This window comes from Microbacterium sp. SCPM-O-B-15248 (M128), from assembly GCF_058214835.1.
Genome location: NZ_JBYQLI010000002.1, coordinates 542,830 through 553,202 on the forward strand (window position 1 = coordinate 542,830; position 10,373 = coordinate 553,202).

13 protein-coding genes are annotated in these 10,373 nt (G+C 68.7%); 6 read left to right on the forward strand and 7 right to left on the reverse strand.

Annotated features, from left to right (window positions below):
• Position 1 precedes the first annotated feature (1 nt).
• Positions 2 to 775: a CoA transferase subunit A gene (locus AC3E6M_RS05260; protein WP_490529252.1), complete on the reverse strand. Its 774-nt coding sequence runs from the start codon at positions 773 to 775 to the stop codon at positions 2 to 4.
• A 107-nt stretch (positions 776 to 882) separates the two neighbouring features.
• Between AC3E6M_RS05260 and AC3E6M_RS05265 the strand changes: the two genes are divergently transcribed.
• Genes AC3E6M_RS05265 through AC3E6M_RS05275 form a run of 3 tightly spaced genes read left to right on the forward strand, consistent with a single transcriptional unit; the run spans position 883 to position 3,371 of the window.
• Positions 883 to 1,680, forward strand: a complete 798-nt coding sequence (locus AC3E6M_RS05265; protein WP_490529253.1) for an IclR family transcriptional regulator — start codon at positions 883 to 885, stop codon at positions 1,678 to 1,680.
• A 39-nt stretch (positions 1,681 to 1,719) separates the two neighbouring features.
• Positions 1,720 to 2,154: a MarR family winged helix-turn-helix transcriptional regulator gene (locus AC3E6M_RS05270; protein ID WP_138178139.1), complete on the forward strand. Its 435-nt coding sequence runs from the start codon at positions 1,720 to 1,722 to the stop codon at positions 2,152 to 2,154.
• Entirely contained in the window at positions 2,151 to 3,371 is a 1,221-nt protein-coding gene (locus tag AC3E6M_RS05275; RefSeq protein WP_138178137.1) for an MFS transporter, read from the forward strand. The genes AC3E6M_RS05270 and AC3E6M_RS05275 overlap by 4 nt, the downstream gene beginning before the upstream one ends.
• Positions 3,372 to 3,443: 72 nt before the next feature.
• Here the strand turns inward: AC3E6M_RS05275 and AC3E6M_RS05280 are convergent, their stop codons facing one another.
• The 6 genes from AC3E6M_RS05280 to AC3E6M_RS05305 form a co-directional block, all read right to left on the reverse strand.
• A complete protein-coding gene (locus AC3E6M_RS05280) occupies positions 3,444 to 4,787 on the reverse strand; it encodes an SGNH/GDSL hydrolase family protein (protein ID WP_394529561.1) in 1,344 nt (447 codons plus the stop codon).
• Between the two features lie 107 nt (positions 4,788 to 4,894).
• Positions 4,895 to 5,764 carry an alpha/beta fold hydrolase gene (locus AC3E6M_RS05285; protein ID WP_490529254.1) on the reverse strand — a complete coding sequence of 290 codons (870 nt, stop codon included), beginning with the start codon at positions 5,762 to 5,764 and terminating at the stop codon, positions 4,895 to 4,897.
• Positions 5,761 to 6,282: an NUDIX domain-containing protein gene (locus AC3E6M_RS05290; protein WP_138175081.1), complete on the reverse strand. Its 522-nt coding sequence runs from the start codon at positions 6,280 to 6,282 to the stop codon at positions 5,761 to 5,763. Before AC3E6M_RS05290 ends, AC3E6M_RS05285 begins: the two co-directional genes overlap by 4 nt.
• A gap of 280 nt (positions 6,283 to 6,562) precedes the next feature.
• A complete protein-coding gene (locus AC3E6M_RS05295) occupies positions 6,563 to 6,904 on the reverse strand; it encodes a hypothetical protein (RefSeq protein ID WP_490529255.1) in 342 nt (113 codons plus the stop codon).
• Complete coding sequence (locus AC3E6M_RS05300; protein ID WP_252370965.1) at positions 6,891 to 7,145, reverse strand: recombinase family protein; 255 nt, start codon at positions 7,143 to 7,145, stop codon at positions 6,891 to 6,893. Before AC3E6M_RS05300 ends, AC3E6M_RS05295 begins: the two co-directional genes overlap by 14 nt.
• A gap of 72 nt (positions 7,146 to 7,217) precedes the next feature.
• A complete protein-coding gene (locus AC3E6M_RS05305) occupies positions 7,218 to 7,919 on the reverse strand; it encodes a TetR/AcrR family transcriptional regulator (RefSeq protein ID WP_138175085.1) in 702 nt (233 codons plus the stop codon).
• A 66-nt stretch (positions 7,920 to 7,985) separates the two neighbouring features.
• Between AC3E6M_RS05305 and AC3E6M_RS05310 the strand changes: the two genes are divergently transcribed.
• From AC3E6M_RS05310 to AC3E6M_RS05320, 3 genes are all read left to right on the forward strand, one after another.
• The gene (locus AC3E6M_RS05310) at positions 7,986 to 8,741 is read left to right on the forward strand and encodes an SDR family oxidoreductase (RefSeq protein ID WP_138175087.1); all 756 of its coding nucleotides are present in this window, start codon (positions 7,986 to 7,988) and stop codon (positions 8,739 to 8,741) included.
• Positions 8,742 to 8,764: 23 nt separating this feature from the next.
• The gene (locus AC3E6M_RS05315) at positions 8,765 to 9,100 is read left to right on the forward strand and encodes a nuclear transport factor 2 family protein (RefSeq protein WP_138175089.1); all 336 of its coding nucleotides are present in this window, start codon (positions 8,765 to 8,767) and stop codon (positions 9,098 to 9,100) included.
• A 91-nt stretch (positions 9,101 to 9,191) separates the two neighbouring features.
• On the forward strand, positions 9,192 to 10,364 hold the full coding sequence (locus AC3E6M_RS05320) for a low temperature requirement protein A (protein WP_252370966.1): 1,173 nt from the start codon (positions 9,192 to 9,194) through the stop codon (positions 10,362 to 10,364).
• Positions 10,365 to 10,373 lie beyond the last annotated feature (9 nt).

A 10,373-nucleotide genomic window follows, 5' to 3' on the forward strand; every position in this document is an offset into this window, starting at 1 on the left:
CTCAGCGGCCTCCTTCGGTGACGGTGCGCTTCTCGATGCGCTTCTCGATGTCGGGTCCCACCTCGACGATGCGGTGGACGAAGACGCCGGGGAGGTGCACGTCGTCCGGATCGATCTCGCCCGGCTCCACGAGGTGCTCGACCTGCGCGACGCAGACGCGTCCGGCCATCGCCGCGAGGGGGTTGAAGCTGCGCGCGGCCTTACGGAAGACGAGGTTGCCGTGGCGGTCGCCCTTCCAGGCGTGCACGAGCGCGAAGTCCGTGGTGATCGCCTCTTCGAGGACGAACTCGCGCGGCACCCCGTGGACGTCGAACGTCCGGGTGTCCTTCGCAGGAGAGGCCACGGCGACCCCGCCGGACCCGTCGTAGCGCTGCGGCAGGCCTCCCTCGGCGACTTGCGTCCCGACGCCGGTCTGCGTGTAGAACGCCGCGATCCCCGATCCCCCCGCGCGCAGCTTCTCGGCGAGCGTGCCTTGCGGCGTGAGCTCGAGCTCGAGCTCGCCGGAGAGGAACTGCCGCTCGAACTCCTTGTTCTCGCCGACGTACGACGACGTCATCTTGCGGATGCGTCCGGCTCCCAGCAGGATGCCGAGCCCCCAATCGTCCACCCCGCAGTTGTTGGACACGACCGACAGGTCGCGCGTCCCCTGCGCGAGCAGCGCCTCGATGAGAGCGATGGGATTTCCCGAGAGGCCGAAGCCGCCGACGGCGAGCGACGCCCCATCGGGGATGTCGGCGACGGCGTCGGCCGCCGACGGCCAGGTCTTGTCGATCACGCGGACTCCTTCGTGCAGGGATCGGTGGTCTCATCCTGTGCCCGGAGCGCGCGACGCGTCGCCTCACTTCTTGCGATGTGGATGCCGGCCCGCGTAGCGTCCACATCGTGGACACTACCCCGACTCCCCCCGCGCGGACGAGCGTCCCGGGGACGCAGGCGATCGCCCGCGCCGCGCACCTGCTGCGCTTGGTGACGGCGTCCGGGGCCGAGGGCGCCGCGGTGGGCGATCTCGCGCGCCACGCCGAACTGACGCGCCCCACCGCGCACCGACTCCTGTCCGCCCTCCGGCAGGAGGGCCTCGTCGACCGGGACGACGCCACGGGGCGGTGGCTGCCCGGCCCCGAGCTCTATCTGATGGGGACCGTCGCGGCATCCCGGTTCGACGTGACCGCGATCGCACGCGACATCGTCCGCTCCCTCGCCGTGCGGACCGAGGAGAGCGCGTTCCTCTCGGTGCGTCGGGGGGACGAGACGGTGTGCCTCGTGCGCGAGGACGGGAGCTTCCCCATCCGTTCCCACGTCCTGTCGGAGGGGGTGCGCTTTCCCCTCGGGGTCGCGTCAGCGGGGCTGGCGATCCTGGCGTTCCTGCCGCCGGAAGAGGTCGACGCCTACCTCGAGCGTCACGACGACCTGACGGAGCACTGGGGCGTCGCGCATTCCCCCGCCCGCCTGCGGACGCGAGTGGCCGACACGAAGGCCCGCGGCTACGCGGTGAACCCCGGACTCATCGTCGAGGGCAGCTGGGGATTGGGTGCCGCGGTGTTCACGAGGAGCGGGGAACCGCAGTGGGCCCTCAGCCTCACCGGGGTGGAGTTCCGCTTCGGCGGCGACCGGCTGGCAGAGCTCGGGCGGATCCTGCTCGCGCACGCGCACCAACTGTCGACGCGCATCGCGGGACGATAATAGATACCACCGTTATATACCTGGGGTATGCTCTGGGGAATGACCCGCGACGATGATCTCCAGAGACTGATCCTCGCGGTGCACGCCTTGACGCGCATCGCGGCCATCGACACCAAGAACGACGCCCCCGCTGCGCAGTGGCGCACCCTGACACTCCTCCGCGACCACGGCCCGCAGCGCCTGGGCGACCTCGCCACTCTCAGCCGCGTCTCGCAGCCCGGGATGACGAGGCTCGTGCACCAGATGGAGAGTGCCGGCCTCGTGGCCCGCGGCATCCACCCGGACGACTCGCGTGTGAGTGTCGTCTCGGCCACCGACGACGGTCTCGTGGAACTCGACCGGTGGCTCGAGACCCTCGCCGCCGCTCTCACCCCGCACGTCGCCGACCTGACGGATGCCGAGTGGGACGCGGTCCGCACGAGCGCCGATGCCCTCGCCGCCCGCGTCGGCCTGCGGCCGGAGGTCGCACGATGAGCGCGGCTCCCAGCGTGTGGAAGCAGCCCGCCCAGGTGTGGGCCGTCGCGTTCGCGTGCGTCGTGGCGTTCATGGGGATCGGCCTCGTCGATCCGATCCTCCCGGCGATCGCCGAGTCGTTGCAGGCGAGCCCCGTCGAGACCGAGCTGCTGTTCACGAGCTACCTCGTGGTCACCGGCCTCGCGATGCTCGTGACGAGTTGGATCTCGAGCCGCATCGGCGCCAAGGCCACCCTCCTGGTCGGTCTCGGCCTCATCGTCGTGTTCGCGCTGCTGTGCGCGGTCAGCGGGAGCGTCGACGCCGTGATCGGTTTCCGCGCCGGCTGGGGTCTGGGCAACGCCCTGTTCATCTCGACCGCGCTCGCGACGATCGTCGGCGCCGCCTCCGGCGGCAGTTCGGCGGCGATCATCCTGTACGAAGCCGCGCTCGGCCTCGGCATCGCCGTGGGACCGTTGCTCGGCGGCATCCTCGGCGAGGCGAGTTGGCGCGGGCCGTTCTTCGGCGTGGTGGTGCTCATGGCGATCGCGTTCGTCGCGGTCGCGGTGCTCCTGCGCGGACCGGCCCCGGCGCGCTCCCCGATTCCGTTCAGCGCGCCGTTCCGGGCGCTCGGTCGCCCCGCGCTGGCGATTCTGGCTGCGACCGCACTCTTCTACAACATCGGCTTCTTCACGCTGCTGGCGTTCTCGCCCTTCCCCCTCGGCTTCGGCGCCATGGGCATCGGTCTGACGTTCTTCGGCTGGGGTCTCGGCCTCGCCGTCACGAGCGTGTGGGTCGCACCGCTGCTCCTCCGCCGGATGCGGCTGACCACCGTCCTGCTCGTCGCACTGCCGCTGTTGGCGGCGGACCTCCTCGTGGCCGCGTTCGTGGTGGGCTCGCCTGCGGCACTGGTCGTGTGCATCGTGGTCGGCGGTCTCGTGCTCGGTGTGATCAACACGGCGCTCACCGAGGCGGTCATGGAAGCCACCGACCTGCCACGCTCCGTCGCTTCGTCCGCGTACTCGGCGGTCCGCTTCCTGGGCGGCGCGATGGCTCCGCCGCTCGCGGCCTTCCTGTGGCACGCGGCCGGCGCCGGGGTGCCGTACGTCATGGCCACGGTGTCGGTCGTGATCGCGGCGGCGTGCATCCTGTTCGGCCGCAGGACGCTCGCGCACATCGACGGGGCGCACCCGACCGCAGCCGATGAGGGAGCGGCGGTTCTGGTGGGAGACGCAGCGTAGGACCCCGGGAACCACAGCGCGCCCGGTCGTCGACTCCTTCGTCGACGGCCGGGCGCGTTCGTGTGCGGGGGGTCAGTCGCGTATGGCCCGACGCCGCAGGACGACCGTGACGACGACGCCCACGAGGAGCATCACCGTGGCGATGCCGATCGCGCCGGCGACCGACGGCGTTCCCGTCGAGGCGAGGCCTGCCCCGGCCGGGGATGCCGAGGCGGACGGAACCGGGCTGGCACTCGTCGTCGGGGTCGGCGTGGGCGAAGCCGTCGCGGTCGGCTCGGGGGTGGCTGTCGGGGTGGGGGTCGGCGTCGGCTCCGGCGTCGAAGTCGGCTCCGGCGTGGGGGTCGGCGTCTGCGTGGGGGTCGGCGTCGGCGTGGGGGTCGGCGTCGGGTCGGGGGCCGCGAAGAGCTCGCGCACGGCCTCCGCCGCCTGGTCGCTCGCGAACGCGGCGCCGGCGGCGTTCGGGTGCAGCGCACCGCGGCGGACACCGCCGAACGGGAGACCGCTGACCGGGATGCTGTCCGGCGACAGGGTGAGCGTGATGCCGTTGACGTACGAGTCGGACGGGTTGCAGGGCGTGTGCGCGACGGAGTCGGCGGCCAACGAGACGTAGGTCGCTCCCGCCGCTACGGTCGCGGCGGCCATCGCCTCGTCGAGATGCGTCTCGGTCTCGTGGAGCAGCGTCACGTCGACGTCGGTGTAGGGGAACGCGTTCGTCCGGAAGCCCAGTCCCTGGAACAGGCCGGAGTAGCAGCCTCCGCTCGGCGTGTGCGCGGAGTCGGGGGCCAGGGCCGGGTAGCCGATGACGATGATCTCGGCGTGGGGCGCGCGCGCCTGGATCGCCGCCAGTGCCGAGGTCAGAGCGGGCGCCACCGTCGTGTCGATCTGCGTCGACAGGGTGTTCACCGGCCCGGACGGGGTGTCCACGATGAACTGCTCCCGGCAGGTCGCGTGGGTTTGCCCGTCGATGCTCCCGACGACCGGCCCGGCGGCCGACAGCGCGACGCACATCTGGCCGATGTTCCAGAAGCCGAGGTCGTTGCCGCCGATCGTGAGGGTGACGAGTGCGGTGTCGGCATCCAGCGAGTCGGACTGCGCGGGTGCGGTCCCCCCGCCGACGGACTGCGGGGTGTCGACGACGTTCGCGATCACGGCCCCACCGCACGAACGATCATCGAGGGCGAAGCCGAACTCGGCCGCCAGAAGGTGGGGGTAGTTCTGATCGGACTGATCGCACCCCGGACCGGGCTGAGTGGCCGCGAGCGGAAGCCCCCAGGCCGCGGCGTAGGAGTCGCCGAGCGCGACGTACGAGCGGCCCGTGAGGTCGGGAACGGCGGCAGTGGCGGGAGCGCCGGCGACCAGGAATGCCGAGACGGCGAGGAGGGCGAGACCGGCACCGGAGGCGAGGAGACGACGCATTCGGCCGACGGTAGGGCGTCTCGCACCCGCCTCCCGTCGGATGGGGCTCAGAGGGCGTGGAATTCACCCCCGCGGCCACCGTGGCACGCGGCCGTCTCCCCCACGCGTCACGCGCCGTCGCGGACCGCGCCGACGACCGCGCGCGCCCCCTCCACCGACATGACGATCGAGTAGTGGTCGGTCCCCTCCGCCCGACGCACCTCCCTCAGCAGCGGGTTCTCTCGACGCACGCGGACCAGGTCGGGGTACAGCGGGGGCACCTCCGCGCGCAGACCCCGCTCGGCGGCGAGCAGCACAGTCGGCCGCGGCATCCGGTCGAGTGCACGAGCGATGTCGGTGCCGGTGTTCTGGTCGATCGAGTCCGCTTCCACGGTGGCGAGGGCCGTCGCGGGTCGCAACTCCGGCTCGTCGCCGACCAGGTCGTAGCCGAAGTACTCGTCGAGCAGCGGATCTTCGCGCCCGGTGAACGCGGGGTGGCCGCGCCAGAAGTCGCGATACGCCGCGCGATCCGGGAACCGCATCTCCAGCCGCGCGGCGACCGGGCCGAGCACGTGGCGGACGGCCTCGGCCGGCGCCATCCCGGCCGGCAGATCGAGCGGCAGACCACCGTCGACGAGCACGACCCGCTCCACGCGATCTGCATGCCGATCCGCGAACACCGCCGAGACGAACGCCCCCATCGAGTGCCCGACGACAACGGCCCGCTCGACGCCCGTGGCATCCAGGATCGCGGCGAGATCGTCGGCGTGTGCGGCCATTCCGAGCGGCCCATCCACGTCGGCGCTGCGCCCTCGCCCACGCAGGTCGGGCGCGATCAGGCGCGCGTCGGGAGAATCGCCGGCGACCCACGACCACGCGAGGTGCGACGCGGTGACGCCGTGCACGAGCAGCCACGGGAGGCCTTCGGCATCCGGATGCCACTCCCCCACGTGCAGCGTCCCCCCGGGGATGGAGACCTCATGGGTGAGATCGGTCACCGCACCTCCCGGACGCGCTCGCGCAGGGTGTCCCACAGCTGATCGAAGCGCGCGTTCCACGGACCGGCGAACATCCCGGCCTGCCAGCGGCGGTGCACCTCGTCGAGCTCGACCCACTCGGCCGCCTGGACTTCTTCGGGGTCCACGGTCGGTGCGGGTTCCCCCTCGACACGCGTGATCCAGAGGTCGAACAGCGCACGGTCCTCGACGACGCGGCCCACGAGCGCGAGATCGTCCGGAAGGACGGAAAATCCGACCTCTTCGTCGAGTTCGCGCATCGCTCCGCGCCGACTCGATTCGCCGCGCAGCGCGCTTCCCGCTGGGAACTCCCACGCCAGCGGATAGTCCTTCCCTTCGGCGCGGAGGCTCACGAGCACCCGCCCCGTGGATGCCACCACGCAGACGGATGCCACGACGTGGAACGCCCCGGCCGGGACCGGCCCGTCGCCGCGTCGGTGGAGCGTTCCGGTGGGCGTGCCCTGGACGTCGGTGACGTCCCACATCTCGTCGTCGGCCATGCCGCCATCCTCGCGTCGGCACCGCGGAGACAGCCCGCGACACCCCGCGACGACGAAAAGGCCCCACCCGTGAGGGTGAGGGCCTGCATTGTGCACCCCCCGGGACTTGAACCCAGAACCCACTGTTCGATTAGACGCGATATGCAGCGTTAGGCGGCGTTACCGAGCGCGTGGGGAAGACTGTGGAAAACCCCGGTCAGCGGGTGTTTGGTCGAGAGTTAGCCATAACGGTGGATCGCTTCGCTTCTCGGAAGCATCCTGGCCAGATCCTGACTACGGTCTAGACCGTCTGAAGATCGAACGGTGGTGTCCAACCCTCTGCTCTGCACAACTCTGCGAGCGGCTGCTCCAGGGCGCGCTTCATCTCAGGATGCTCGGGCAAGTCGTTAATGCGCATACCGATGACGTGGAGGCCAGTGATCTCCGTTGCGGGCCAGGCAATGTCCCTCCGTACCGCGATGAGGAAGTCGGCCATGAGGCGCATCGTGATGAGCGTCGGTGGGGACGACGCCGACGCCACCCTGAAACGGTAGAAGGTCTCGACTGCTTCATCTGAGCCCCAGATCGCAACGAACGAGGAGAAGTCCGCCATCACGTCCTCTAGACGCTCAGCCCACTCCACGTTGCTGCAGTTCGTCGGCGATCTGTTTGAGGTTGCGGACGGAGCGGCCGAGCCGGTCGAGTTTCGTGACGACGAGGGAGTCCCCCTCCCTCAGGTAACCGAGAGCATCGGTCAGCGCGGGTCGCTTCGCCAGGGTGCCGGAGGCGTGCTCGACAAAGATCTTGTCGCAGCCGGCCGCTTCGAGAGCGTCGGTCTGACCGTCAGGGTTCTGATCTCGTCGAGACGCGCGCGTACCCGACAACGCGCCGTCTTCAACGGACCATTCGTTCGATGTCTCGCAAACGGTCGTTCATATTCACGATCACGATCACCATCACTGATCTTGTATGCCGGGTTGCATGAGTCGCCCTAGCCAGGTGGTTAGCAGTGACGTTTCCGCTGAGCCCAGGAGGTCGGGGTGGGCATTGGCGTGTTCGATCGTGCGGGTGATGTGATCGCGTGCGGAGTGGGCTGAGCCGCTGGTGCCGGTGATTGCGGCGAGAGCCCCTTCGCGGACGGCGACGGACAAAGCGCGGTCTTCGGCGGCGAGAACGATCTGGCGGAGAGTGACGCCGATGTTGGTGACCAGGATGTGCGCGGCCGCTTGGTCGGGGGTTACCGCGAGACGGCCCTGCTGCGCGGCCCGAGCGGTGAGAGTCCGAAGGATCTCGCTGGGACGCGCCTGAGGCTCGGGAGAGTACCCGGGGCGGACTTTCCCGTACATCAGCGTGTAGAAGCCGGGGTTGGCCAGCCCGAACGCTACGTGCGCATCCCATCCGGCGCGGATGTCTTGGATGGGGTCCCCGCTGGTTTCCGCGGATGATTTTTCTGCGAGGTAAAGGTCGAAGCCGCGCTCGATGACGGCTTCGATCAGGCCCTGTTTGTTGCCGAAGAAGTGATAGAGGGTGGGCATCTTCACTCCCACAGCGGCACAGATCGCGCGTAGCGACACCTCCTCGCCAGGAGCTGCGGCGATCATGTCCGCAGCCGCGTCTAGAAGACGGGTCCGTGTATCGCTTCGCACCTCATCTGTCATGTCGCTATAGTAACCCGTAGCAGTGATACATGGCTGCATAGAGCCGACACACGAAGGAGAATCGCAATGACTGTTCACACCCTGAAAGGCAAGAACGTTCTCGTCGCTGCAGGCGCGAAGAACCTCGGCGGCCTGATCAGCCGTCAGGCCGCAGATGCGGGGGCCAACGTCGCCATTCACTACAACTCCGACTCAACGCGCCCGGACGCCGAGGCCACCCTTGCCGCCGTTGAGGCGGCCGGTGGACGCGGCGTCATCCTCAGCGGAGACCTCACGGTTCCGGAGAACGTGACCAAGCTCTTCGCCGACGCCGAAGCCGCTCTTGGCAAGATCGATGTCGCGGTGAACACCGTGGGTAAGGTGCTGCGCAAGCCCATCGTCGACACCTCTGAGGAGGAGTACGACGCCATGTTCGACGTCAACAGCAAGGCCGCGTACTTCTTCATCAAGGAAGCGGGCAAGAACATCGCAGACGGCGGCAAGGTCATCACCCTCGTGACCTCCCTCCTCGCGGCATTCACTGATGGCTACTCCACCTATGCCGGCGGTAAGAGCCCCGTCGAGCACTTCACCCGCGCTGCGGCGAAGGAGTTTGCGGAGCGCGGGATCTCGGTCACCGCGATCGCTCCGGGGCCGATGGACACCCCGTTCTTCTACGGGCAGGAAACCCCCGAGCGGGTGGAGTTCCACAAGTCGCAGGCCATGGGTGGTCAGCTCACCCAGATCGAGGACATCGCCCCCATCGTGGCGTTCCTGGCAACCGAGGGCTGGTGGATCACCGGGCAGACCATCTTCGCCAACGGCGGATACACCACCCGCTAAACCGGGCCGAAGGAGCACACTTCATGAGCAGCAATGTGACCGTCCCCGCCCCCGTGCAGGCGTTCGTGGACGCCATCAACTCCGCCGACACCGATGCATTCGTCGACCTCTTCACCCCCGACGGGTTGGTGAACGACTGGGACACGGAATACACCGGCCATGAGGGGGTGCGCCGATGGGCGGACTCTGACGCCATCGGCGCCCTTGCGAAGATGACCTTGCTGACGGCGAGCACCGAGGCTGACACCACGACGGTCCGCTTTGACTGGAGCAGCCGCGTGTTTAACGGTGAGTCCACGGGCATCTTCGTCGTCCACGACGAACGCCTCCGCAGCTTCACCATCCCGCCGAACCACTGACCCGTTTCGGCACTCCCGTCGGCGCCCCACGACCCGCCCACGCGCCTCGTGGGGCGCTGACGCACACCGGTTCACGACCCAAGGAAACGACATGTCCACCACACCCCTCACCGGTGCTCTTCGACGCATGACTGGCCGCGACCCGCACGAGCGGGGGCGCGCTGCTAGTCCACTCGAGCTGTTCTTCGACCTGGTGTTCGTGGTCGCGGTGTCGTTCTCCTCCGTGCAGCTGCACCACATGGAAGCGAGCGGCAACCTAGGACTGGGAGTCCTGGGATACCTGATGGTGTTTTTCGCGATCTGGTGGTCATGGATGAACTTCACCTGGTTCGCCACCTCGTTCGACACCGACGACTGGCTGTACCGCATCCTCACCTTTGTGCAGATGGCCGGCGTCCTCGTCCTCGCCTCCGGCGCCGCCGACGCCATGGAACACCACGACTTCGCCGTCATCACCCTCGGGTACGCGATCATGCGCCTCGCGCTGGTTACACAATGGCTTCGCGTCGCCCTCACCAATCCGCCCCTCCGCGGCACCGCGCTCCGCTACGCCGCCGGTATCACCGCCGTCCAGATCGCGTGGATCCTCCGACTTGCCCTGCCTGAGGCGGCCGGGTTCATTGGGTTCTTCGTTCTCGCCGCTGCGGAGATCGCGGTCCCGATCTGGGCGGAGTCCCACCGGCCGACACCATGGAACCCGCACCACATCACCGAACGGTATGGACTGTTCACCCTCATCCTGCTCGGCGAATCCATCCTCGCCTCAGCTAATGCCGTCGTCGAAGCGCTCGAAGCAGGAAACCACATCCCTGAACTGCTCACTATCTCCGCGGCAGGCCTCGCCATCGCCGCCGGCATGTGGTGGATCTACTTTTCCCGCGAACACCACCACCACATCAACTCGCTACGCTCATCACTGACCTACGGCTACACCCACTACCTCATCTTCGCCGCAGCCGGCGCCTATTCCGCCGGCATCGAAGTCATAATCGACACCACAACCCACCACGCCCACACAACCGAGCTCACCGCCGCAGCCACCCTCACCATCCCCGTCGCCCTATTCATCCTCAGCATCTGGGCCCTCACCATACGCACCACCCTCAGCACCCCCCGCAACGCCACCATGCTGGCCGCCGCAGGGGTAGTGCTAGGCGCGACCTTCCTGCCCGGGCTCGGTGTGATCGTCACAGTCGCCGTCGGAACGGCCATCGCTGCCGCCACCACAAGTCGAACTCACCCCGCCCACACGCATCGTCCATAAAGCCCCTGA

Bases quoted from the DNA above. Each gene is read 5' to 3' on its own strand.
- AC3E6M_RS05275 (WP_138178137.1), top strand. From the start codon at position 2,151: ATGAGCGCGGCTCCCAGCGTGTGGAAGCAGCCCGCCCAGGTGTGGGCC.
- AC3E6M_RS05315 (WP_138175089.1), top strand. From the start codon at position 8,765: ATGAGCAGCAATGTGACCGTCCCCGCCCCCGTGCAGGCGTTCGTGGAC.
- AC3E6M_RS05290 (WP_138175081.1), bottom strand. From the start codon at position 6,282: ATGGCCGACGACGAGATGTGGGACGTCACCGACGTCCAGGGCACGCCC.
- AC3E6M_RS05305 (WP_138175085.1), bottom strand. From the start codon at position 7,919: ATGACAGATGAGGTGCGAAGCGATACACGGACCCGTCTTCTAGACGCG.
- AC3E6M_RS05280 (WP_394529561.1), bottom strand. From the start codon at position 4,787: ATGCGTCGTCTCCTCGCCTCCGGTGCCGGTCTCGCCCTCCTCGCCGTC.
- AC3E6M_RS05270 (WP_138178139.1), top strand. From the start codon at position 1,720: ATGACCCGCGACGATGATCTCCAGAGACTGATCCTCGCGGTGCACGCC.
- AC3E6M_RS05320 (WP_252370966.1), top strand. From the start codon at position 9,192: ATGTCCACCACACCCCTCACCGGTGCTCTTCGACGCATGACTGGCCGC.
- AC3E6M_RS05310 (WP_138175087.1), top strand. From the start codon at position 7,986: ATGACTGTTCACACCCTGAAAGGCAAGAACGTTCTCGTCGCTGCAGGC.